The 21663-nt window shown below is 74.9% G+C and carries 22 protein-coding genes; 11 read left to right on the top strand and 11 right to left on the bottom strand.

The window, feature by feature from the left end:
- Nucleotides 1-22 precede the first annotated feature (22 nt).
- The 9 genes from ACQPX6_RS28100 (at nucleotide 23) to ACQPX6_RS28060 (ending at nucleotide 8211) form a co-directional block, all read left to right on the top strand.
- On the top strand, nucleotides 23-577 hold the full coding sequence (locus ACQPX6_RS28100; protein WP_433784041.1) for an RNA polymerase sigma factor: 555 nt from the start codon (nucleotides 23-25) through the stop codon (nucleotides 575-577).
- Nucleotides 574-2091, top strand: a complete 1518-nt coding sequence (locus ACQPX6_RS28095; RefSeq protein WP_433784039.1) for a dynamin family protein — start codon at nucleotides 574-576, stop codon at nucleotides 2089-2091. The genes ACQPX6_RS28100 and ACQPX6_RS28095 overlap by 4 nt, the downstream gene beginning before the upstream one ends.
- A gap of 57 nt (nucleotides 2092-2148) precedes the next feature.
- Nucleotides 2149-2955, top strand: coding sequence for a serine/threonine-protein kinase (locus tag ACQPX6_RS28090; RefSeq protein WP_433784038.1), 807 nt, complete (start codon nucleotides 2149-2151; stop codon nucleotides 2953-2955).
- Between the two features lie 120 nt (nucleotides 2956-3075).
- The gene (locus ACQPX6_RS28085) at nucleotides 3076-3417 is read left to right on the top strand and encodes a hypothetical protein (protein ID WP_433784037.1); all 342 of its coding nucleotides are present in this window, start codon (nucleotides 3076-3078) and stop codon (nucleotides 3415-3417) included.
- Between the two features lie 17 nt (nucleotides 3418-3434).
- Entirely contained in the window at nucleotides 3435-3878 is a 444-nt protein-coding gene (gene grpE / locus ACQPX6_RS28080) for a nucleotide exchange factor GrpE (protein ID WP_433784035.1), read from the top strand.
- Entirely contained in the window at nucleotides 3862-5715 is a 1854-nt protein-coding gene (locus tag ACQPX6_RS28075; RefSeq protein WP_433784033.1) for a dynamin family protein, read from the top strand. Before grpE ends, ACQPX6_RS28075 begins: the two co-directional genes overlap by 17 nt.
- Nucleotides 5712-6104, top strand: coding sequence for a hypothetical protein (locus ACQPX6_RS28070; protein ID WP_433784032.1), 393 nt, complete (start codon nucleotides 5712-5714; stop codon nucleotides 6102-6104). Before ACQPX6_RS28075 ends, ACQPX6_RS28070 begins: the two co-directional genes overlap by 4 nt.
- A complete protein-coding gene (locus ACQPX6_RS28065) occupies nucleotides 6101-7735 on the top strand; it encodes an Hsp70 family protein (protein WP_433784030.1) in 1635 nt (544 codons plus the stop codon). Before ACQPX6_RS28070 ends, ACQPX6_RS28065 begins: the two co-directional genes overlap by 4 nt.
- A 68-nt stretch (nucleotides 7736-7803) precedes the next feature.
- A complete protein-coding gene (locus ACQPX6_RS28060; RefSeq protein ID WP_433784028.1) occupies nucleotides 7804-8211 on the top strand; it encodes a hypothetical protein in 408 nt (135 codons plus the stop codon).
- Nucleotides 8212-8223: 12 nt separating this feature from the next.
- Here the strand turns inward: ACQPX6_RS28060 and ACQPX6_RS28055 are convergent, their stop codons facing one another.
- The 3 genes from ACQPX6_RS28055 to ACQPX6_RS28045 are packed head-to-tail and all read right to left on the bottom strand — an operon-like array spanning nucleotide 8224 to nucleotide 10849.
- Nucleotides 8224-8694: a CoA-binding protein gene (locus ACQPX6_RS28055; protein ID WP_433784027.1), complete on the bottom strand. Its 471-nt coding sequence runs from the start codon at nucleotides 8692-8694 to the stop codon at nucleotides 8224-8226.
- A complete protein-coding gene (locus ACQPX6_RS28050; RefSeq protein ID WP_433784026.1) occupies nucleotides 8691-10010 on the bottom strand; it encodes an O-acetylhomoserine aminocarboxypropyltransferase/cysteine synthase family protein in 1320 nt (439 codons plus the stop codon). Before ACQPX6_RS28050 ends, ACQPX6_RS28055 begins: the two co-directional genes overlap by 4 nt.
- Before the next feature lie 38 nt (nucleotides 10011-10048).
- On the bottom strand, nucleotides 10049-10849 hold the full coding sequence (locus tag ACQPX6_RS28045; RefSeq protein WP_433784025.1) for a hypothetical protein: 801 nt from the start codon (nucleotides 10847-10849) through the stop codon (nucleotides 10049-10051).
- Between the two features lie 173 nt (nucleotides 10850-11022).
- On the opposite strand from ACQPX6_RS28045, the gene ACQPX6_RS28040 reads away from it, so the two are divergent.
- A complete protein-coding gene (locus ACQPX6_RS28040) occupies nucleotides 11023-11256 on the top strand; it encodes a hypothetical protein (protein WP_433784024.1) in 234 nt (77 codons plus the stop codon).
- Here the strand turns inward: ACQPX6_RS28040 and ACQPX6_RS28035 are convergent, their stop codons facing one another.
- Together ACQPX6_RS28035 and ACQPX6_RS28030 are read right to left on the bottom strand one after the other, a co-directional pair.
- The gene (locus ACQPX6_RS28035; protein ID WP_433784023.1) at nucleotides 11257-11646 is read right to left on the bottom strand and encodes a hypothetical protein; all 390 of its coding nucleotides are present in this window, start codon (nucleotides 11644-11646) and stop codon (nucleotides 11257-11259) included.
- A 32-nt stretch (nucleotides 11647-11678) separates the two neighbouring features.
- Entirely contained in the window at nucleotides 11679-12167 is a 489-nt protein-coding gene (locus ACQPX6_RS28030) for a GNAT family N-acetyltransferase (protein ID WP_433784021.1), read from the bottom strand.
- A 137-nt stretch (nucleotides 12168-12304) separates the two neighbouring features.
- Between ACQPX6_RS28030 and ACQPX6_RS28025 the strand changes: the two genes are divergently transcribed.
- Nucleotides 12305-13201, top strand: a complete 897-nt coding sequence (locus ACQPX6_RS28025) for a hypothetical protein (protein WP_433784020.1) — start codon at nucleotides 12305-12307, stop codon at nucleotides 13199-13201.
- A gap of 47 nt (nucleotides 13202-13248) precedes the next feature.
- Here ACQPX6_RS28025 and ACQPX6_RS28020 read toward each other — a convergent pair whose 3' ends face one another.
- The 6 genes from ACQPX6_RS28020 to ACQPX6_RS27995 all read right to left on the bottom strand — a co-directional run bounded on the left by ACQPX6_RS28020 (nucleotide 13249) and on the right by ACQPX6_RS27995 (nucleotide 21646).
- Nucleotides 13249-14391: an acyl-CoA dehydrogenase family protein gene (locus ACQPX6_RS28020; protein ID WP_433784018.1), complete on the bottom strand. Its 1143-nt coding sequence runs from the start codon at nucleotides 14389-14391 to the stop codon at nucleotides 13249-13251.
- The gene (locus tag ACQPX6_RS28015) at nucleotides 14392-15408 is read right to left on the bottom strand and encodes a TIGR03617 family F420-dependent LLM class oxidoreductase (RefSeq protein WP_433784016.1); all 1017 of its coding nucleotides are present in this window, start codon (nucleotides 15406-15408) and stop codon (nucleotides 14392-14394) included. It abuts the gene before it with no gap.
- Nucleotides 15405-17159 (bottom strand): acyclic terpene utilization AtuA family protein, encoded by a 1755-nt coding sequence (locus ACQPX6_RS28010; RefSeq protein WP_433784015.1) that lies wholly within the window; start codon nucleotides 17157-17159, stop codon nucleotides 15405-15407. The genes ACQPX6_RS28015 and ACQPX6_RS28010 overlap by 4 nt, the downstream gene beginning before the upstream one ends.
- Nucleotides 17156-19180 (bottom strand): acetyl/propionyl/methylcrotonyl-CoA carboxylase subunit alpha, encoded by a 2025-nt coding sequence (locus ACQPX6_RS28005; protein WP_433784014.1) that lies wholly within the window; start codon nucleotides 19178-19180, stop codon nucleotides 17156-17158. Before ACQPX6_RS28005 ends, ACQPX6_RS28010 begins: the two co-directional genes overlap by 4 nt.
- Before the next feature lie 79 nt (nucleotides 19181-19259).
- The gene (locus ACQPX6_RS28000) at nucleotides 19260-20888 is read right to left on the bottom strand and encodes an acyl-CoA carboxylase subunit beta (RefSeq protein ID WP_433784013.1); all 1629 of its coding nucleotides are present in this window, start codon (nucleotides 20886-20888) and stop codon (nucleotides 19260-19262) included.
- A complete protein-coding gene (locus ACQPX6_RS27995; protein WP_433784011.1) occupies nucleotides 20885-21646 on the bottom strand; it encodes a TIGR03084 family metal-binding protein in 762 nt (253 codons plus the stop codon). The genes ACQPX6_RS28000 and ACQPX6_RS27995 overlap by 4 nt, the downstream gene beginning before the upstream one ends.
- Nucleotides 21647-21663: the final 17 nt, after the last annotated feature.

The raw sequence follows: 21663 nt of genomic DNA, 5'->3' as shown, positions 1-21663 counted from the left end.
GGGAGGGACCGTGGGGGCAGGCGTGACGGACGGGCGTCCGGACACCGAGCTCGTGGTGCTCGCGGCGGGCGGCGACCAGGCGGCCTTCGCGGAGCTCATGACGCGCCACCGCCCCCGCCTCTACGCGGTGTGCCGACGCGTGACGTGCCACGACCAGGACGCGCAGGAGGCCCTGCAGGAGACCATGATCCTGGCCTGGAAGCGGCTCGGGGAGTTCGACGGCCGGTCGGCGGTCGGCACCTGGCTCTACCGCGTGGCCACCAACGCCGCGATCGACGAGGTCCGCCGCCGCAAGCGCACCCCGGAGCCCACCGAGTCCGAGACGATGCCCGAGCCCCCGCCCTCGCGCGCCGCCGACGGCTCCGTGATCGCCCGCATGGACGTCGACCGGGCGCTGGCCCAGCTGCCCCCGCAGTACCGCGCCGTGGTCGTGCTGCGCGAGCTCTGCGACCTGTCGTACACCGAGATCGCCGAGCTGCGCGACATCCCGGTCGACACCGTGAAGTCCCAGCTCTCCCGCGGCCGCCGGGCCCTCGTCGAGCTGCTCACCGAGCAGCCGGCCGCGCGCACGGCATGACGGCTCCGAGCACGGGGCCCGTCGGTCCCGTCACCGCCCGCCTCATCGACCTCTGCACGCGCACCCGCGATCGGCTGCGCACCCCCGAGCTGCGCGACCGGTTCGACGAGCTGATCACGCGTCTGGGCGAGCCGCGGATCCGCGTCGCGGTCGGCGGCCGGATGAACGCCGGCAAGTCGACGCTGGTCAACGCCCTGCTCCAGGAGCGCCTCGCCGCCACCGGCGCCACCGAGACGACGCGGCTGGTGACGTGGTTCCGCCACGGCCACCAGGCGCGCGTCCGCGTGCACCGCCGCGACGGCGGCGAGCGGGTCCTGCCGCTGGCGCCGGGCGGCGGGGTCGGGGCGTCGGTCGGGGACGCGGACACCGAGGGCGTCGGCCACCTCACCGTCGAGACCCCCAACGACGCGCTGACCCGGCACACGCTCGTCGACACGCCGGGCATGGACTCGCTGTCGAAGCTCGACCCGGACTCGCTCGCGGCCCTCGGCGACGCCGACGCGGTCGTCTACCTCATGCCGCACCCGGGGGCGAACGACGTCGAGGCCCTCGACGCCGTGCGCGGCTGGGCGGGCGGGCTGCGGCTCGGCGCGGCGAACATGCTCGGGGTCCTCAGCCGCGTCGACACGCTCTCCGACGACGACGACCCGTGGCCCACCGCGCGGCAGGTGGCCGACCGCTACGCCCGCGACCTGCGCGCGGTGCTCTCCGACGTGGTGCCCGTGGCGGGACTGCTCGCCGAGACCGCCCGCGGCCCGGACTTCACCGAGACCGACGCGCGGTGCCTGCGGACCCTCGCCGAGGCCGACCGGGGACGGGTCACCCGCGCCCTGCGCAGCGTGCAGCGGCTGCGCCGGTGGGAGGACGCGCCGATCGAGCACGCCGACCTCGAGCGGCTGCTCGAGATGCTCGGCCTGCACGGCATCCGCGTCGGCCTGTCGCTGCTCGACGAGGGCCGGCGCTCGACGCCCGCGCTGCTCGAGGGCTTCGCGCAGCGCTCCGGCGTCGCCACGGTGCTCGAGCGCATCGACACAGTGTTCGTCGCCGGCGCCGACCGGCTGCGGGCGAGCGCGGGCATCGCCGCGCTGGAGCACCTCTGGGACGCCCCCGACGAGGTCGACCGCCGCGCCCTGCTCGCGCTGCAGTCCGACCTCGACCGGCTGCGCCTCGAGCCCGCCCTGCGCCAGGTGGAGCTGGCCGCCGCGCTGGTGGACCTCGAGGCCGGCCGGATGCGCCTGGGCGCCGAGGACGTCGCCCGCCTGCGCGACCTCGCCACCGGTGCCGACGACGCCCGCCGGCTCGGGCTCGAGGCGGGCGCCACGCCTGAGGCCGTCGCCGCCGCGGCCACCGCGCAGATCCCGCAGTGGCGCCGCCTGGAGGCCCGCCCGTCGCGGGTCCTGGCGCGCCACGTCCGCACGGCCCGCGAGCTCTGCGAGCACATCCTGTTCGCCGGGCCCGACGGGTCCGGCGCGCCGACGCCCCCGACCTGGCAGGCTCCGACACCGAGCCGGTGATGCCGGCGCCGCAGGTGTCGTCCGCAGATGTCGTCGGGGCGAGGGGAGGAGGCCGTGGTGGGCGTGCCGCCCCGTGCCGGGCCCCCGCAGGCCTCCCTCGGGCCGTACCTGCTCCAGGAACTCGTCCACCGCGGGCGCTCCGGGAAGGTCGTGCGCGCGTACGACACCGCCCACGACCGCGTCGTCGCCCTGCGCCTGCTCGCGCCCGACGGCGTCGACCGCGAGTTCCGCGCCCGGTTCGACCGCGCGTGCGGCACCGTCCGGATGCTGCACGAGCCGCACGTGCTGCCCGTGCTCGACCACGGCGAGGTGAACGGCCAGCTCTACGTCGCGACGCCCCTGCTCGCCGGGCCCGACCTGCGCACGGTGCTCCGCCGGGAGGAGGTCCTCGCCCCGGAGCGCGCCGTCGCCGTCGTCGAGCAGGCCGCGCGCGCGCTCGCCGCGGCCCACGCGCGCGGGCTGGCCCACCGCAACGTCAAGCCGTCCAACGTGCTGTTCGCCGACGCCGCGGCCACCGAGGTCCGCGTCGGCGACTTCGGCCTGGTCTCGCGCAACGGGCTCTCGCTGGACCACACCGCGCCCGAGCGCTTCCGCGGCGGCGCCACCGACCACCGCGAGGACGTCTACGCGCTGGGCTGCGTGCTCTACACCTGCCTGACCGGCGCCCGGCCCTACCCGGGCCGCAGCCTCCCCGAGCGGATGCGCGGGCACCTCGAGAGCCCGGTCCCGCGGCCCTCGGAGCAGCGCCCGGGCGTGCCCGCGGCGTTCGACGAGGTGATCGCGGGGGCGCTCGCCAAGGCGCCCGATGCGCGCACCGTCACCGTCGGCACCCTCGCCGCCGCCGCCCGCGCCGCCCTCCGGTAGGCGGGCCGGGAGAACTCCGCAGGTTTTTCCTCCGGCGCCGGAACATCCGCGCCCCCTCGGTCCGTCACAGGCACGAGAGGTCCGCCGACGGCGGCGGACCACGACCCGAGGCGGGACACGATGAGCGGGACCACGGGCGCCACCGACGGCATGTACTTCAGCGCCGACGGCGGGGTCTACGACGCCTCGGGCACCATGATCGGCACCTACGAGACCGACGCCGCCGGGCGCGTGGACGCCGTCGCGACCGACACCGACGCCGACGGGGTGCTCGACACGACGGTGTCCGACACCGACGGCGACGGGACCTTCGAGACCGGCGTCGTGGACACCGACGGCGACGGCTACTACGACACGATGATCGTGGACACCGACGGCGACGGCGACTACGACACCGCCGCGGTCGACACCGACCACGACGGCCAGGCCGACACCACCGCGTACGACCCGGCCGGCTTCTGAGCCCGGCGAGCACGGAGATGACGACGACCCCGCGGCCCGGTCCCGGCGCCTCCGCCCCCGCTCCCGACGAGCGGGCGACGGGGCCGGTGACGCTCCCGGCCGGACACGCAGCGGAGCGGAGCTGGACCCGTGACGCAGAGGCGGACCCGGCGGGGGACCGGGCCGCGCTGGTCGCGCTGTGCATCGACCTCGCCGACCGGCTGCGCACTGCGGCACCCGGCCTGCACGCCCGCGTGCACCGGGGGCTCGCCGAGGTCGGCGTCGTCCCCCTCGCGCCCGACGGCCACCCGTTCGACCGGGCCCGCCACGACGCCGTCGACCGCGAACCCACCACCGACCCCGCCCGCGACCGCACGGTCGCGAGCACCGAACGGACCGGCTACGCCGACCGCGGCCGTGTCCTGCGCCGGCCCGAGGTCGTCGTCTACGCGCTGGAGACCACCGATGAGCACCGCGACTGACGCCCCTCCCACCGGCCGGCGTCCCCACCCGATGACCGACGAGGTCGTGGCGGTGGTGGCCGCCGTGCGCGCCGTCGCGATCGAGGACGGCGAGACGGCCGCGGCCGAGGCGCTCGACAGCGACGTCGCCCGCGTCCGCGCCGCCCAGGCCGCCGTCGTCGTGGTCGGGGAGAAGAAGCGCGGCAAGAGCTCGCTGATCAACGCGCTGATCGGGCGCCCGGGCCTGCTGCCCGTCGACGCCGACGTCGCCACCTGCGTGCACATCGTCGTCTCGCACGGCCCCGACGGCGCCACCGTGGTGCTCGGCGGCGGGTCCACCGGGCGCGAGGTGGGCCTCGACGCCCTCGCCGAGTACGCCGCCCTCGACCCCGGCGCCCGCGCCCCGGAGCACGAGGACGTCAGCCAGGTGCAGGTCCGCGTACCCGCCCCCGTGCTCGCCGGCGGGCTCGAGCTCATCGACACCCCCGGGGTCGGCGGGCTCGTCGCCGGCCACGCCGCCCTGACGCTCGCGACGCTGAACCGCGCCGACGCGCTGGTGTTCGTCCTCGACGGCTCCAGCGAGATCACGGCCTCGGAGCTCGCGTTCCTCGAGCGCGCCACCGAGCGCATCGCCACCGTCGTCTTCGTGCTCACCAAGATCGACCAGTTCCCGGCGTGGGAGGAGGTGCGCGCCCGCGACGTCGAGCTGATCGCCCGTCACGCGCCCCGCTACGCCGACGCGCCGTGGTTCGGGGTCTCGAGCCGCGCCGCCGCCGACGCGCTGGAGGCCGAGGCGGACGGGGAGCTCGAGGAGGCCGCCGAGGAGCGCGCGGCGAGCGGCATGGACCCGCTGTCGGACCACCTCGCCGGGCTCGCCGAGGGCGCCGACGGGCTGCGCCTGTCCAACCTCCTGCACCAGGCGACCGCGACGGCCAAGCGCCTGGCCGGCCTGCAGGTGCGCCGGGCCCTGTCGCTGTCGCTGAGCCCGGAGTTCGGCGAGCTCGTCAAGAAGGAGCGGGCGGCGCTGACCGCGCTGCAGAGCCAGAACGCGACGTGGCGCCACACGCTCGGCGAGCGCTCGGCGCGCCTCGAGCAGCGGATGCGCACCGAGCTGGCGCGCCGGCTCGAGGACCTGCGCAAGGAGGTCGGCGACCGCATCGCCACCGGCGGCGGCAAGGTCTTCGACGAGGTCGCCACCGACCTGCCGCCGCGGGCGCAGGCGCTGTGGATCGAGCTGGACACGCTGCTGCGCCGGGAGCTCGCCGAGCTGGCCGAGGCGCTGCTGGCTGACCTGGAGGGGGTCGAGGCCGATCTCTCCGGTGTGGTCCCCGAGCCGCACGAGCGCATGCTCCAGCTCCCCGGCGCGCAACGCGGTCAGGGCAGCACGAGCTTCGCCGAGCAGGGGATCATGGCGGCCGGCCTGGGCATGGGGCTCGGGCACCTCGTGGCGCTGGTCGTCGCGCCGCCGATCGGCATCCTCGCCGGCGTCGGCGCCGTCGGGTTCTTCTCCTGGCGGCGTTGGAGCAAGGAGCGCGGGGCCCGCAGCCGGGAGGACGCCCGCCGCTACCTGGGCGAGGTGGCCACGCGGCTGAACAACGAGATCCCTCCGGTGGTGGCCCAGGCGGTCACCGGGGCCCGCGAGGTCCTGGGCCGTCAGATCACCACGGCGCTGGCCGAGGAGAAGGACCGGCTCACGGCGAGCATCGCCGAGCACGAGAAGGACATGACCGTCGAGAAGAACGCGCTGAACCGCCGCAAGGTCGAGGTCGACGCGAAGCTGAAGAAGCGCAACGAGTTGAGGGAGTCCGCCGAGCAGCTCGGGAAGAAGCTGCCGGTCCACCGAGGGGAGTCGTCGTGACCGCGCCGTACGAGGCCGGGGCCGGCCCGGAGATGTGGCTGGACATGTCGCGGTACCCGGACACCGACCCGGACGCGGCGCTCACCGGCGAGGAGCAGGACCTGCTGAGCAGCTCGCTCGCGGTCGACGACGCGGAGCTGCCCGACGCCGTGTGGGAGCACATGCTGGCCGTCGTCACGGGCGCCGACGACACCGACCCCGACGCCGGGACCGACGCCGCCGACGACCCCGCCGACACGGCGACCGACGACTGGGCCGCCGGCGGCTGGGACGCCGACCCGGCGGTGCACGACCACGGCGACGACCCCGTCGGCGATCCCGGGTTCGACGCCGCCGGCGACGACCCGGCGGGCCACGTCGACGGGGCCTGGGACGGCGGGGCGGTGTGAGCGGACCGGGACAGCCCTGGGATCTCGCGATCGACTTCGGGACCTCGTTCACCACCACGGCCACGCTGGCCGGGGGGCGCGCGGAGGTCCTCGAGATCGACGGGTCGAAGTACGTGCCGTCGTTGGTGTGCCTCGACGAGGACGGCACGATCCTGGTGGGCCGCGACGCGGTCACCGAGTCCGCGATGGCGCCCGACCGCACCGAGCGGGTGCCCAAGCGGGCGCTCGTGGCCCACGAGCAGGTGCTGCTGGGCGAGCGGACGGTGGCGACGGTCGACCTCGTCGCCGCGGTGCTCGAGCGGGTCGCCGGCGAGGCGGTGCGTCGCTTCTCGGGTCGGCGGCCGGCGCGCGTCGTGCTGACGCACCCGGCGCGCTGGCAGGCCGGCGGGCTGGAGCTGCGCCGGCTCACCGAGGCCGCGGACCGGGCGGGCCTCGGGGTGCCCGACCTCGTCGCCGAGCCCGTCGCCGCCGCGCACCACTACGTGCGCTCGGGCTCCGGCGACCAGGCCGTGCCCGACGGCGGGATGATCGGCGTCTACGACTTCGGCGGCGGCACCTTCGACACCGCCGTGCTGCTGCGGCGCGGCGTCGGGTTCGAGCTGGCCGGGTCGCCCGGCGGCGACGTCGCCCTGGGCGGCGAGGACCTCGACGTCGCGTTCATGGAGATCCTCGCCGAGCACGCCGAGGCGCTCGACCCCGACCCCTGGAACGAGCTGTGGGAGGCCGAGGGGCGGGTCGCCGAGCGGCACCGCACGCTGCTGCGCCGCGACGTCACCCAGGCCAAGGAGGCGCTCTCGCGCCTGCCCGCGTTCAACCTGTGGGTGCCGGGCTACGACGACGAGATCCGGGTGACGCGCCGCGAGTACGAGCGCGCCATCGAGCCGCTGCTCGCCCGCAGCGTCGTCGAGCTCCAGGACACGATCGCGCGGGCGGGCACCACGCCGGACGCCCTGGTCGACGTCTACCTCACCGGCAGCACCAGCCGGACCCCGCGGATCAGCACGCTGCTGGGCGACCTGCTCGGGCACGTCCCGGGCATGCGCGACGACCCGAAGGCGGTGGTCGTGCTCGGGGCGCTCGCCACCGTCCCGGGGTCGGTGAGCGCGACGATCCACGTCTCGCTGCCCGGGGCGCACCGGCGCCGGCGGGGCTCGGGCGGGACGCCGGGGCGTGTCGTGACGCCGCCGGCGCTGCCCACGCCGCCGTTGACGCCGACGGGCTTCGCCGTGCCCGAGCCGCCCGCCGACCTGTCCGCGACGGTGCGCCGGCCGACGAGCGGCCCGGTGGGGCGCCCGACCGGCGGGGGACGGCACGCCACGGGGACGTCGGGTCGCGACGCCGCCGACGAGCTGGCCCGCGAGCTCGCCGCCGTCGCCGAGGCGGCCGGGGTGGCCGACCGCGTCACGGTGGCGCCGGTGCGCGCCGGGGACACGGGTGACACCGTGCGGCGGCGCCTGGAGGGGGCGCTGGAGGAGGTCGGCGCCGCCATCGGCGCCCGCTTCAGCCCGTTCCCGGGGCTGACGCCCCCGATCGCGCTCAAGGTCCTGCGCGAGGGTCGCGACGAGCTGGGCGGGCTGGGCCACAGCCTGACCCGCCTCGACCGGGTGGCGGAGCGCCTCGCGGCGTGGTGATCGGCACCGGCCGCGTGGACCGACACCGGCGAGGGTAGATCCCGGCTGACCACCCCGAGGAGGACGTCATGAGCCACACCGCGACCGGACGCCGCACCGCCGCGCCCGCCGTCGTCACCGCGCTGCGCGTCCTGTCGGTGCTCACCGTGGTCGCCATCGTCTGGCAGTTCGTCACGGCCGGCTCGCTGGTCGCCGGCGGACCGGGCGGCGAGTCCGCGGAGGGCCTGCACGCGGCCGGCGCGATCGTGCTGCACGTCGTGTCCGGGCTGTCGATGGTCGCCGCCGCCCTCGTGTGGCGGGGCGGGGCCGCGCTGTGGCCGCTGATCGTGGCCGCGCTGGTCTTCGTCCTGAGCTTCCTGCAGGCCTACCTCGGCAGTCACGGACCCATCAACGTCCACGTGCCCGGGGCGATGGTGCTGACCGTCGGCGCCGTGCTCGTCGCCGCCTGGTCGTTCACCGGCGCGGTGCGCCGCTGATCGGGGCGGTCCTCAGCGCTTGCGCGAGCTGATCACGCCGGTGTCGAAGCCCGCGAGGTGCAGCCCGCCGTGGAACCGGGCGTGCTCGACCTTGAGGCAGCGGTCCATCACCACGGTCAGCCCGGCGTCGACGCCGCGCTGCGCCAGCGCCTCGTCGTAGAGCCCGAACTGGGTCCAGAACGTCGACGCCCCGGCCGCGATCGTCGCGTCGAGGACGTCGGGCAGGTCCTCGGGGCGGCGGAAGACGTCGACGAGGTCGGGCGTCACCGGCAGCGCGTCCAGCGACGGGTACACCGGGCGGCCGAGGATCTCGTCGGCGTTCGGGTTGACCAGGTAGAGGTCGTAGTCGCCGACGCCCAGCAGGTAGGTCGCGACGAAGTTCGACGCGCGCGCCGGGTTGGGCGAGGCGCCGACCATCGCGACGCTGCGCGTGCGACGCAGGATGGCCTGGCGCTCCTGCGCGCTCGGCGGGGTCCAGCTCATCGCGTCGCCACCTTCGTCGCCTCCGTCAGGGCCTGGTCGAGGTCCCAGAGGATGTCCTCGGGGTCCTCGATGCCGACGCTGATGCGGATGAGGTCGGGGCGCACGCCGCCCTCGCGCAGCTGGTCGGCGCTCAGCTGCTGGTGGGTGGTCGACGCCGGGTGCAGCACGAGCGTGCGGGCGTCGCCGATGTTCGCGAGGTGGCTGCACAGCTGCACCGCCTCGATGAACCGCCGGCCGGCGTCGCGTGCGGCGTCCTCGTCGTCGCCGCGGACCCCGAAGCTGAACACCGCGCCCGGGCCCTGCGGGAGGTAGTGCTGCGCGCGCGCGTGGTGGGGGTGGCCGGGCAGGCCGGCGTAGCTGACCCACGCGACGCGCTCGTCGGCCTCGAGCCACTCGGCGACGCGCTGCGCGTTGGCGACGTGGCACTCCATCCGCTGCGGCAGCGTCTCGACGCCCTGCAGCAGCAGGAACGCCGCGTGCGCCGACAGCGTCGCACCGACGTCGCGCAGCTGCTCGGAGCGGACCTTGGTGAGGAAGCCGTACTCCTGGAAGTTTCCCCACCAGGTCAGGCCGCCGTAGGAGGGTATCGGGTCGGTCATCTGCGGGAAGTTGCCGTTGCCCCAGTCGAACCGGCCGGACTCGAGGATCACCCCGCCGAGCGTGGTCCCGTGGCCGCCGAGGAACTTCGTCGCCGAGTGGATGACGATGTCGGCACCGTGCTCCATCGGCCGGCACAGGTACGGCGTGGCCATGGTCGCGTCGATGATCAGCGGCAGGCCGCGCTCGTGGGCGACCTCGGCCAGGGCGGCGACGTCGGTGACCTCGCCCGAGGGGTTGGCGATGATCTCGGCGAAGACGCAGCGCGTGCGGTCGGTGATCGCCGCGCGGAACGCCTCGGGGTCGTCGCCGGCGACGAACGTCGTGTCCACCCCGAAGCGGCGCAGGGTGACGTCGAGCTGGGTGACCGTGCCGCCGTAGAGGGCGGCGGCCGCGACGATGTGGTCGCCCGCGCCGGCGAGGGTGGCGAACGTCAGGAACTCCGCGGCCTGCCCGGAGCTGGTGGCCACCGCGCCGAGCGCGCCCTCGAGGCTGGCCAGGCGCTCCTCGAGCACGGCGACCGTCGGGTTGGCGATCCGGCTGTAGATGTTGCCGTACTTCTGCAGCGCGAAGAGGTTCGCGGCGTCGGCGGTGTCGTCAAAGACGAAGCTCGTCGACTGGTAAATCGGCACCGCGCGGGCCCCGGTGGCGGCGTCGGGCACCGCACCCGCGTGCACGGCGCGGGTGCGGAAGCCCCAGGGGCGGTCGTCGTCTGCCACCCCGCCGTTCTACCGCAGCCCGCCCGCGCCGGCCTCGCTCAGAACGGGAGCCGGCCGAACCAGGCGTTCGACGAGGCGTGCCACGCATTGATCAGCGCCAGGGTGCCGCCCGCGAGGAACACCACGCTGGTCGCGAGGGACACGAGCCCCACGAACGGTGCGAACCCGAAGAGCACGAAGGAGGCGAAGAACGACAGGAGGCTCGACAGCATGCCGAGCCCGGTCAGGACGGTGAGCACGATGCGCGCCCACTGCGCCCGCCCGCGGAAGTGCAGGGCGAGGAACACGCCGATGGCGGCGCCGAGGAGCGCGAAGACGATGCCGACGCCGGAGAAGTAGTCCCCGAGCCCGACCGACGAGATGATCGTGCCGAGGACGTTCACCCCGATGATCACGAGCCAGACGAGGAACGCGCGCTGCACGGCCTGGGGGATGTCCGGGGGCAGCGGCACGCCGCCGAAGCCCGGCGGGATCAGCGCGTTGGCCCCGCCGCCCGGGCCCCCGGGACGCTGCTGGCCGAAGGGCTGGCCGGGCGGGGGCTGCTGGCCGTAGGGCTGCTGCCCGTACTGCTGCTGCCCGTACTGCTGGCCGTAGGGCTGCTGCTGCCCGTACTGGCCGTAGGGCTGCTGCTGCCCGTACTGCTGACCGTAGGGCTGCTGGCCGTACTGCTGACCGTAGGGCTGCTGTTGCCCGTACGGGGGCTGACCGTACTGCTGTTGCCCGTACTGATCCTGCTGGCCGTGCGGCTGCTGGCCGTACGGCTGGCCGGAGGAGGGCGGGCCGTAGCCCGATCCGCCGGCATCGGGTCGCTCGCCGTGCGGCGGGTTCGGTGCGCTCATGGCGGGAACCTATGGCGCTGCCCGTCGGCCGTACAGATGAGTCGACTACTCAACTCCCCCGCCGTCACGAGGACGGGTTACTCATGCGCCCCGGTTCACGCGACGGGCCGTCGGGCACCCGTCGCCTCCCGGCGGCGCACCCCGCGCCGCCGCACGAGGCGAGGAGCACCGGCATGGCCGTCTGCGAGACCTGCGGCAACGACTACGAGATGGCGTTCGAGATCACGGCGGCGGGCACGACGCACACCTTCGACAGCTTCGAGTGCGCGATGCACAAGATGGCGCCGCGCTGCGAGCACTGTGGCGTCATGATCATGGGTCACGGCCACCAGGTCGACGGGCGCTTCTTCTGCTGCGCCCACTGCGCGTCCGCCGCCGTCGGGGCGTCGACGGTCGACCACGCCTGATCAGCGGAAGTACGCGTTCGCCGGCGCCTGGAACGAGAAGAGGATCGCGGCGACGATCAGGGCGGCCTGGACGAAGCCGACGACGGTCGACAGCGCGCTGAAGCCGACGCCCAGCCCGGCGCCGGCGAGCAGGCCGAGGACGGTGATCACCGCCGAGAGCCCGCCCAGCACGGCCAGGGTCAGGCGCGCCCAGCCGTCGCCCTGGCGCAGCCGCAGGGCGAGGAAGACGACGATGGCGAGGAAGAGCACGCCGACGACGAGCCCGACGATGCTGCTCAGGGCCGAGACGGGCGGGGTCGTCACCAAGGAGACGAGGCTGCCGACCAGGTTGACGACGACCGCGGCGATCCAGAGCCAGAAGGAGCGCTCCACGGCGGCGGGAGGGGTCACGCGGGCACGGTATCGGGCCCGGCGCCCGGTGATCACTCGGCGAGGTCCCGCACCCAGCGCCACACCGTGCCCTCGTCGGGGTCGTGCGCCTCGCCGTCGCGGACGAAGCCGTGGCGGCGCAGGACGGTGGTCGAGGCGTTCTCGTCCGCGAGCGTGTGGGCGACGGCGCGGCGCACGCCCGCGGCCGCCGCGCGCTCGAGCCACAGCCCGACCGCGGCCGTCGCGACGCCCCGGCCGCGGCGGGACGGGGCCACCGAGTAGCCGACCTCGACCTCGCCGTCGGTGGGCGGGCCGGTGAAGCCGCCGAGACCGACGACCTCGGTGCCCTCGACGATGAGGTGGGAGAACCACGCCGGGTCGACGCCGCCCTCGAGCGCGGCGATCGTCGGCTCCAGGGCCTCGGGGAACGCGAGGTAGCCCTCGACGGGCGTGAGCCCGAAGCGCTCGCCGAACCGCTCCGGCTCGGTCAGCAGCGTCACCGCCTGTTCCGGGGTCAGCGGCACGATGTGCACTTCGTGCATGTGAGCAGAACTTAGTGCTGACGCACCGAGAAGTGCTCACGAGCGCGCAGCGCACACGGAGCCATGAGCCGGGTGCGTGCGTCGAACAGGACGTGGAGAGCTCGTGGAGAGACCTCGTCCGGGCGCAGGACGGGCTGGTGACGTGGCAGCAGGCGTTGGCGCACGGCTACACGCCCGACGCGGTCGTGGCGCAGATCGAGGGCGGCCGGTGGACCCGGCGGGGGCGTGGGGTGCTGGCGACGTTCACCGGCCCGCTGTTGCCCGACGCCCGGCTGCGCGCCGCGCTGCTGTCCGTCCCGGGGCCCGCGGCGCTGAGCCACCGGTCGGCGGCAGCCCTGCTGGGCCTGCAACGGAGCGCCGACGCCGACCCCGTGCACCTGACCGTGCCCTACGGATCGTCGGCCCGCGGAGGTGCGGACGTCGCCCTGCACCGGTCCCGCGCGTTCGCCCACATCACGGTCGACGCCGACCTGCCCCACGTCGCGAAGGTGCACACCATCCTCGACCTGGCCGTCGACGCGCCCGACGCCCGCCAGGCCATGCGGACGCTGACCGCGCTGGCCGCCGCACACCGCGTCCCGTCGTTCCTGGTCGAGCAGGCGATCGAGCTCCGACGTCCCCGCCGGTACCTCCGACCCCTCCGCGACGCCGCCGGGCTCCTGCGCGACGGCGTCGGTTCCGTCCTCGAGGCCGACTGGGCGCTCGACGTCGAGCGCGCGCACGGGCTGCCCGCACCGCACCGCCAGGCCCCCGTCGTCGTCGAGGGACGGCGCTGTGCCGACGACCTGCTCTACGCGATGCCGGGCGGCGAGCTCGTGGTGCGCCTCGACGGCTGGCGGTACCACGCGGACAGCCGGACGGCCCGCCGCGACCGGGCGCGCGACAACGCCGCGGAGCTCGCCCATCGTGCGCGGATGGTGTTCGGCTGGGAGGAGGTGCACCGGCACCCCTGCACCGCGGCGTCCCTCGTGGCGCGCCGCCTCACCGAGCTGGGCTGGACCGGAGAGCTCACGAGGTGCACTTCGTGCTCGTGAGCAGAAATCGGTGCTCCCACACCGAGAAGTGCTCACGTGAGCGGAGCTCACATGCCGTGCATCTTCGCGATCACCTGGAGCATGACCTCGTCGGCGCCGCCGCCGATCGACGTGATCCGCATGTCGCGCAGGAAGCGCGCGGTCCACGTCTCCTCCATGTAGCCCAGCCCGCCGTGGTACTGCAGGCAGGTGCGGGCGACGTCCTCGCAGAGCCGGCCGATCGCGAGCTTGGCGATCGTCGCGAAGCGCGAGGTGTCCTCGCCGCGCATGTACGCCTCGGCGCAGGCGTAGTTGTAGTGCCGGCACATGTCGAGGCGCGCGTAGAGGTCCGCGAGCTGGTAGCTCAGGTACTGGTTCTTGATCAGCGGCCCGCCGAACGCCTCGCGCGTGCGCAGGTACGCCGCGGTCCGGTCCAGCGCCCGCTCGCACGCGCCGACCCGTCCGTAGCAGGCGACCATCCGCTCGTTCTGGAACTGCGACATCTGCTGCTGGAAGCCGCGGCCCTCGCGGCCGATGGTGTTGGCGATCGGGACCCGGGCGCCGTCGAACGCCAGCTCCGCGGTGTCCGAGCAGCGGTTGCCCAGCTTGTCGAGCTTGCGCGAGACGCTGACCCCGGGCGTGTCCGTGGGCACCACGATCTGGCTGATGCCGCGCGCGCCGCCCTCGTCGGACGTGCGCGCCAGCAGGCACAGCCAGTCGGCCTCCACCCCGTTGGTGATGTAGAGCTTCGACCCGTGGATCACCCAGTGGTCCCCGTCGCGGACGGCGCGGGTCTTGAGCCCCGCGACGTCGGAGCCGGCGTCGGGCTCGGTGACCGCGATCGCGGTCACGATCTCCCCGCGGATCGCCGGGGTGAGGTAGGTCTGCTTGAGCTCCTCGGAGCCGTAGCGGTGCAGCGACGGCGTGGCCATGTCGGTCTGCACGGCGATCGCCATCCCGACGCCCGCCGCGTCCGCGCGCCCGATCTCCTCGGCCAGCACGACGGAGAACAAGTGGTCCGCGCCCCCGCCTCCGTAGGCCGGGTCGTACTCCAGGCCCAGGAACCCGAGCTCGCCGAGCTTGCCGAACAGCTCGTGGGTCGGCATCCGCCCGTCGCGCTCCCACGCGTCGACGTAGGGGTCGATCTCGCGCTCGACGACCGCCCGCACGGTCTTGCGGAACGCCTGGTGCTCCTCGGTGAACGCGACCATCTAGGACACTCCCTGCAGGTGGGCCAGGGCCGGGCCCCAGCGGTCGGTCTGCGAGCCGGACGGGGCGTAGAGCGGGATGCGCTGCGCGATGCCGCCGAAGCGCCGCTCCAGCGCCGGGCCGACCTCGTCGGGCTCGGCGACGATCGCGATCGTGCGCAGCACCTCGTCGTCGAGGGCGTCGCCCATCGCCTCCCACTCGCCGCGCTTGGACAGCGTGTTGAGATCGCGGGCCAGGTCGCCCCAGCCGTGCAGCTCGAGCACCGGGTGGTACGCCGGGGTCGACCCGTAGAACGCGACCTGACGGCGCACCTCGCGGATCGACTCCGCGAACTCCTCCTCGGTCTCCCCGGTCGCGATCAGCGCGGTCCCCGAGAACTCGAAGCCGCTGCCGTCCCGTCCGGCCCTCTCGAAGCCCTGGTGCAGCGCGGGCAGCGTCACCTCGTGCAGGTAGCGCTCGGTGGAGAACGCGTGCGCCATGAACCCGTCGGCGACCTCGCCGGCCACGGCCGTCATGCGCGGGCCGACGCCGGCGAGGTGGATCGGCGGGTTGCCGTGCGGGTTCGGTCCCGGCGAGAAGAACGGCGTCATCAGCGTGTGCGTGTAGAACTCGCCGCGGAAGTCCAGGCGCTCGCCGGTGGCCCAGGCGTCCCAGATCGCCCGGACGGCGCGGATGTACTCGTGCATCCGGTCGGCGGGCCGCGACCACGGCATCGAGAACCGCTTGGTGACGTGCGGCTTGATCTGCGTGCCGAGCCCGAGGACGTAGCGCCCCTCGGTGACGAGGTGCAGGTCGTTGGCGGTCATCGCCGCCGTCATGGGCGTGCGGGCGAAGGCGACGGAGATCGCGGTGCCCAGCGTGATCCGCTCGGTCCGCCGCGCCGCCAACGTGATCATCACGGCGGGGTCGTGCTGGGTCTCCGACGCCCACACCGCGTCGTAGCCCGCCGCCTCGGCGGTCGCGGCGTCGTCGGCGAAGGCGTCGAGCCCGCCGGTTACCACGGTCGCGTCGACCTTCATCGCAGCAGCTCCTCGGGGACGTCGACGTGTCGGGCGCGGACGAACTCGCCGAGCCCCTTGGCCTGCGCGTCGAGCGCGAGGTTGTCGGCCACCCCGCGGCCCAGGAAACCGACGACGGTCACCCCGACCGCGCGCAGCTCCGGCAGCGCCCACAGCCTCAGCGGGCAGCCGGCCGCGTCCTCGCCGAGCAGCCACGCGACGTGCTCGTCGTCCCACCAGGAGGCGAGCCAGGCGTGGGCGGCGTCGTCGCGGGCCCAGAGCCCGAGCGTGGCGTTGCCGCCCTTGTCGCCCGACCGCGCGCCGACGAGTCGGCCGAGGGGAACCGAACGAACGGCGCTCTCGCTGCTTCCTACGCAGCGAACTCGCCGTTCGTTCTCGGGGTCGGCGCGCACCCGGTCGTCGGCGTTGGTCCGGTCGGGCGCGGGCGGCGGCACCGTCCAGGTCCGGTCGCCGAGGCCCACGAGCTGGGGCAGGTCGGCGGCGGGGAGCAGGATCGGCCAGAAGACGCTCGCCGCGCTCCCGGGGCCGGGCGGGGCGGTGGCGAAGAAGCCCGGGTAGCCCGCGAGCGCGGTCTCGACGGCCGCCCGCGACAGCCGTCCCACGGTCTCCTTCGACCCCGCGACGGCCACGGTGAGCAGCGCGACCGCGTCGGTCATGCGCGCCGGGTCGGGGCGGTCGGCGCGCAGCAGACGGGTCTCGACGCGGTCGAACGCCCCGCGCCCTCCGGGCACCCCGGCCCACAGCGCGGCGAGCGCGAGCTCGGCCTTCTCCTCGACGTCGAGGCCGGTCAGCACGAAGGTCATCTCGTTGTGCCACCCGGCGGGCACGACCGCGCCGACCTTGACGGTGGCGGGCGGCGGCTCGCCGCGGGTGCCCGTCATGCGCACGCGGTCCGGCCCCTCGGTGGTGAGCGTGATCGTGTCGAGGCGCGCGACGACGTCGGGGGTGAGGTAGCGGGGCCCGTCGACCTCGTAGAGCAGCTGCGCGGTGACCGTCTCCACCGTGACCGCGCCGCCCGTCCCCGCCGCCTTGGTGATCACCGCGGACCCGTCGGCGGCGATCTCGGCGACGGGGAAGCCGACGTGCTCGGTGCCGTCGAGCTCGCCGACGAACGAGAAGTTGCCGCCGGTGGCCTGGGCGCCGCACTCGATGACGTGCCCGGCGGCGACCGCGCCCGCGAGGGCGTCGAGGTCGTCGGGACCCCAGCCGTGGCGCCACGCCGCGGGCCCCACGACGACGGCGGCGTCGGTGACGCGCCCGGTCACCACGACGTTCGCGCCCGCCTCCAGCGCGGCGACGATGCCGCGGCAACCGAGGTAGGCGTTGGCGACGAGCGGGGTGTCGGGGATCGGCTCGCCGGTCTCGAAGTGGGTGGCCTGCCCGGGCGCCAGGGCGCGCACCTGGTCGGTGACGTCGTCGCCGCCCACCCAGGCGACGACGGCGCGCTCGTCGATCGCCGCGATCTCGGCCGCGCAGCCGGCGGGGTCGAGCCCGCCGGCGTTGGCGACGACGAGGATGCCGGCGTCGAGGCAGTCGCCGAGCACGTCGCGCATCTGGCGCACGAACGTCGACGCCCAGCCGCCGGCGCCGCGCTCGCGCTGCTTGGCGAGCAGCCCCATCGTCAGCTCGGCGAGCCAGTCGCCGGTGAGGACGTCGACGTGCACGCGTCCCTCGCGGTGGGCGTCGACGATCTCCTGGGCGGCGGCGAGGCGGTCGCCGTAGAAGCCGGACACGTTGGCGATCGCGATCACGTCTGCGCCTCCGTGGCTCTGAGCGTGACGAGCGTGGCGTGCGCCTCGACGTACTGGCCGACCGCGACGTGCACGGTGTCGACGACGCCGTCGGCGGCCGCGAGCGCCGGGTGCTCCATCTTCATCGCCTCCAGCACCACGAGCTTCTGGCCCGCGACGACGTGCTCGCCCTCGCGGACCAGCACCTCGACGACCGTGCCCGGCACCTCGCTGACCGGCCCCGCCCCGCCGGCCGCGGCGTCGGGGGCGGGCAGGCGCGGCAGCTCGCGCCAGGTGCTGTGCCCCTCGCCGTCGTCGACGTAGGCGGCACCGGCGTGCTGGGCGACGCGGCAGTGGTGCTCGACGCCGGCGTGGGTGACGCGGACGGTGTCCGGGGTGAGGTCGCGGATCGTGACGGCGTGGTCGGTGCCGTCGACGGTGAGGACGCCGTCGACGAGCCGGTCGACGACGGCGACCTCGCCGTCCGGGCCCTCCCAATGCACGGTCGGGCGGGGAGCGCAATGCAGGGTGCGCCAGCCGGGCGGGGCGAGGTGGGCGCGCGGGTCGTGGGCCCGGCGCGCCGCGCTCGTGCCGGCCACGGCGGCGGCGAGGTGCACGACGCGCGAGGTCGCGGGCTCCGGGGTGCGCAGGTCGGGGTGACGGTCGAGGAAGTCGGTGCGCGTGGCGCCGGCGAGGAAGTCGGGGTCGCGCAGGACGGCGACGAGCAGGTCGCGGTTGGTCGTCGGCCCGTGGATCTCGGCGCGCGCGAGACCGGCGGCGAGGCGTCGCGCCGCGGCGGCACGCGTGAGGGCATGGGCGATGACCTTCGCGATCATGGGGTCGTAGAAGGCGCTGATCTCGCCGTGGGTACCGAGGGCGTCCTCCCAGCGGAGATCGCCGTCGTGGGCATAGCGGTGGAGGGTGCCGGGAGCGGGGCGGTCACCGTGTGCGGGGTCCTCGGCGTAGAGCCGGACCTCGATCGCGTGGCCCCGGGGGCGCACGTCGTCCTGGGTGAACGGCAGTGGCTCGGAGTCGGCGAGAGCGAGCTGGAGTGCGACGAGGTCGACGCCGTAGACCTCTTCGGTGACGGGGTGCTCGACCTGCAGGCGGGTGTTCATCTCGAGGAAGTAGAAGGGCTGTTCTGGGGGCGTCTGTGCCAGCGTGGGGGCCACGCTGGCACTGGGTGCGTGGAAATCCCCCACGTCGTCGACGAGGAACTCGACCGTCCCGACGCCCACGTAGCCCAGCTTCGACGCCAGCGCGACGGCCGTGGCGCCCATCCGCTCGCGCAGATCCGGCGACACGACCGGCGACGGCGCCTCCTCGACGACCTTCTGGTGCCGGCGCTGGATCGAGCACTCCCGCTCGCCGAGGTGCACGACGTGCCCGTGCGCGTCGCCGACGACCTGGATCTCCACGTGCCGCGGCGCGTCGAGCAGGCGCTCGAGGAAGACGGTGTCGTCACCGAAGCTCCGGGCGGCCTCGGCGCGGGCGGAGCAGACGGCGTCGGCCAACTCCGGCGCGGCCCGGACCTCCCGCATCCCGCTGCCCCCGCCGCCCGCCGAGGCCTTGACCAGCAGCGGAAACCCGACGCCCTCGGCCGCGCGCGCCCAGTCGTCGGAGTCGTCGGTCTCGAGCAGCGCGTCGGGCAGCGTGGGCACGCCGGCCTCGCGGGCCAGGGCCTTGGCGGTGTGCTTGACGCCCATCGCCTCGATCGACGCCGGGTCCGGGCCCACCCACGTCAGCCCGGCGTCGGCGCAGGCCCGGGCGAACGACGCGTTCTCCGACAGGAAGCCGTAGCCGGGGTGCACGGCGTCGGCGCCGGTGGCCTGCGCGGCGGCGAGGACCTGGTCGATGTCGAGGTAGGTCTCGGTCGCCGTGGACCCGCGCAGCGCGACGGCCCGGTCGGCCTCCGCGACATGCGGGGCGTCGGCGTCGGGTGCGGAGTAGACGGCCACGGTGCGGACGCCGAGCGACCGGGCCGCGCGGATCACCCGGCGCGCGATCTCCCCGCGGTTGGCCACGAGCAGCGTGCTGATCACCGGCTCACCTCGAGGTGGGGGATTTCCTGGCGTTGAACGCCAGCGTGGCCCCCACGCTGGCAAGAACCCCGCACCCCGCTCACATCCGGAACGGCGCGAAGCGGGTCGCGCCGGTGATCGGGGCCGAGTGCACGGCCGAGAGCGCCAGGCCCAGGACGGTCCGGGTGTCACGGGGGTCGATGACCCCGTCGTCCCACATCCGCCCCGAGGCGTAGACCGCGTTCGACTGCGCCTCGACCGCGTCCTCGATCGCCTTCCGGGTCGCGGCGTCCGCCTCCGCGGAGTACTCCCGGCCCGCGCGCTCGGCCGAGCGGCGCTGCACCATCGACATCACCCCCGCGAGCTGGGTCCCGCCCATCACCGCGATGCGGTGGTTGGGCCACGTGAACACGAACCGCGGGTCGTACGCGCGCCCGGACATGCCGTAGTTCCCCGCGCCGTAGGACGCGCCGACCATCAGCGTCAGGTGCGGGACCTCGGAGTTCGACACCGCGTTGATCAGCTTCGCGCCATCCTTGATGATCCCGCCGCGCTCGTAGGCCGAGCCCACCATGAACCCCGTGATGTTCTGGACGAACAGCAACGGGATCGACCGCGCGTTCGCGAGCTGGACGAACTGCGCGCCCTTCTGCGACTCCTCCGAGAACAGGATCCCGTTGTTCGCCAGCACCCCGACCGGGAATCCGCCGACCGAGCCCCAGCCGCACACGAGCGTCGTGCCGTAGAGCGGCTTGTGCTCGTCGAACCGCGACCCGTCCAGCACGCGCGCCAGGACGTCGCGCACCTCAACCGACCGCTTCGCGTCCGACGCCGCGCACGCGAGCAGCTCCTCGGCCGGGAACCGCGGCGGGTCGGCGGGAAGCGACGGCCCGGGCCCGCCGCGCTGCCAGCCCAGGTCGGCGACGATCCGCCGCCCGATCCGCAGCGCGTCGCGCTCGTCGGCCGCGAGGTGGTCGGCGAGCCCCGACTCGCGCGCGTGCATCTCCGCCCCGCCGAGCGTCTCGTCGTCGACGTCCTCGTTGATCGCCATCTTCACCAGCGGCGGCCCGCCCAGGTACACCGTCGCCTGGCCGCGGACGAACACCGTGTACTCGCTCATCCCCGGCATGTACGCCCCGCCGGCGGTCGACGAGCCGAACACCAGCGCGATGGTCGGGATGCCGGCCGCCGAGAGCCGGGTCATCTCGCGGAACGTGCGCCCGCCGGGGACGAACAGGTCGGCCTGGCGCGGCAGGTCCGCCCCGCCGGACTCGACGAGCGCGATCACCGGCAGCCGGTTGCGCTCGGCGATCTCCAGCGCGCGCAGCTGCTTGGTGACCCCGATCGGCGTGATCGAGCCGCCCTTCACCGTCGGCTCGTTGGCCACGACCAGGCACTCGACGCCGCTGACCGCCCCGATCCCGACGACCAGGCCCGCGCCCGGCGTCGTCAGGTCGGGCTCGTGCGCCCCGGCCAGCGCGCCGATCTCCAGGAACGCCGCGTCCGGGTCGAGCAGCAGGTCGACGCGCTCGCGCGCGGTCAGCCGGCCCCGGGCGTGGTGGCGGTCGACGTACTCGGCCCCGCCGGACGCGAGCACCGTGGCCGCGACCTCGTCGACGCCGGCCAGCGCGGCCAGCATCGCCTCGCGGTCGGCGGCGTACTCCGGCGACGACGGGTCGAGGCGCGAGCCGAGCACGGCGCTGGGCGACACCTCGGGCGGCGCACTCATGCCCGCACCGGGTCCGCACCCGGCGTCCCCGCGAACGCCTGCCCCACGAGCATCCACTCGCGCGCCGCGTCACCCGTGACCACCAGCGCCGTGTCGTCGACGTGCACCCGGCGCACGAGCACCAGGCAGAACTCCTCGGCGTCGCCCCGGACCACGTCGCCGGACTCCTCGCCCCACGTCCACACGTCGCCCGACGGTCCGGTCAGCTCGACGCGCACGGGCGTCGCGGGGACCTCGAGGTCGCGCACCCGGTAGCCCTGCGGTCGGGCGCGCACGGCGATGTCGGCGACGTGGCGCAGCCGGTCGGTCGGCGCGAGCCGGGCACCGAGGGCGTCGGCGACGTCGGCGCCGTGCGCCCAGGTCTCCATGATCCGGCTGGTGATCGCCGAGCGCAGCGACATCGGCGGCCCGTACCAGGGCAGGCGCGCCTTCGGGTCGGTCGCCTCGAGGGCCACCGCGGCCCGGTCGAACGCGAGCGCCGCGTCCTGCCACCACGCGAGCGCCGCCGGACCGTCCGCGGGGACCTGGGCGTTCGCCGCCTCGACGAACGCGCCGACGTCGGCCACCGCGTCGCGCTCGGCCTCGAACTCCACAGGCGTCGAGATCGCGCGGGCGAAGGCGCCGTCGAACCAGCCGAGGTGGGCGATCTGGTCGCGCACCGTCCACGGCACCGCGCGGGTCGGCAACGTCCAGGACGCGCGCGGGAGCTCGCGCACCAGGCCCATGACGGCGGCGCGCTCGTCGTCGAGGTCGCTCAACAGCTGCGCAACGGAAG

Source organism: Actinomycetospora sp. CA-101289 (assembly GCF_050955895.1).
Classification (GTDB): Bacteria; Actinomycetota; Actinomycetes; order Mycobacteriales; family Pseudonocardiaceae; genus Actinomycetospora.
The sequence above is the reverse complement of the archived record's forward strand: the minus strand, read 5'-3'. Positions and strand labels throughout refer to the sequence as shown.

What these genes read in the sequence shown, in the direction of transcription:
- ACQPX6_RS28095 (WP_433784039.1), top strand. Translation starts at nt 574, where the DNA reads ATGACGGCTCCGAGCACGGGGCCCGTCGGTCCCGTCACCGCCCGCCTC.
- ACQPX6_RS28045 (WP_433784025.1), bottom strand. Translation starts at nt 10,849, where the DNA reads ATGAGCGCACCGAACCCGCCGCACGGCGAGCGACCCGATGCCGGCGGA.
- ACQPX6_RS28055 (WP_433784027.1), bottom strand. Translation starts at nt 8,694, where the DNA reads ATGAGCTGGACCCCGCCGAGCGCGCAGGAGCGCCAGGCCATCCTGCGT.
- grpE (WP_433784035.1), top strand. Translation starts at nt 3,435, where the DNA reads ATGACGACGACCCCGCGGCCCGGTCCCGGCGCCTCCGCCCCCGCTCCC.
- ACQPX6_RS28015 (WP_433784016.1), bottom strand. Translation starts at nt 15,408, where the DNA reads ATGAAGGTCGACGCGACCGTGGTAACCGGCGGGCTCGACGCCTTCGCC.
- ACQPX6_RS28030 (WP_433784021.1), bottom strand. Translation starts at nt 12,167, where the DNA reads ATGCACGAAGTGCACATCGTGCCGCTGACCCCGGAACAGGCGGTGACG.
- ACQPX6_RS28000 (WP_433784013.1), bottom strand. Translation starts at nt 20,888, where the DNA reads ATGAGTGCGCCGCCCGAGGTGTCGCCCAGCGCCGTGCTCGGCTCGCGC.
- ACQPX6_RS28060 (WP_433784028.1), top strand. Translation starts at nt 7,804, where the DNA reads ATGAGCCACACCGCGACCGGACGCCGCACCGCCGCGCCCGCCGTCGTC.
- ACQPX6_RS28040 (WP_433784024.1), top strand. Translation starts at nt 11,023, where the DNA reads ATGGCCGTCTGCGAGACCTGCGGCAACGACTACGAGATGGCGTTCGAG.
- ACQPX6_RS28085 (WP_433784037.1), top strand. Translation starts at nt 3,076, where the DNA reads ATGAGCGGGACCACGGGCGCCACCGACGGCATGTACTTCAGCGCCGAC.
- ACQPX6_RS28020 (WP_433784018.1), bottom strand. Translation starts at nt 14,391, where the DNA reads ATGGTCGCGTTCACCGAGGAGCACCAGGCGTTCCGCAAGACCGTGCGG.
- ACQPX6_RS28075 (WP_433784033.1), top strand. Translation starts at nt 3,862, where the DNA reads ATGAGCACCGCGACTGACGCCCCTCCCACCGGCCGGCGTCCCCACCCG.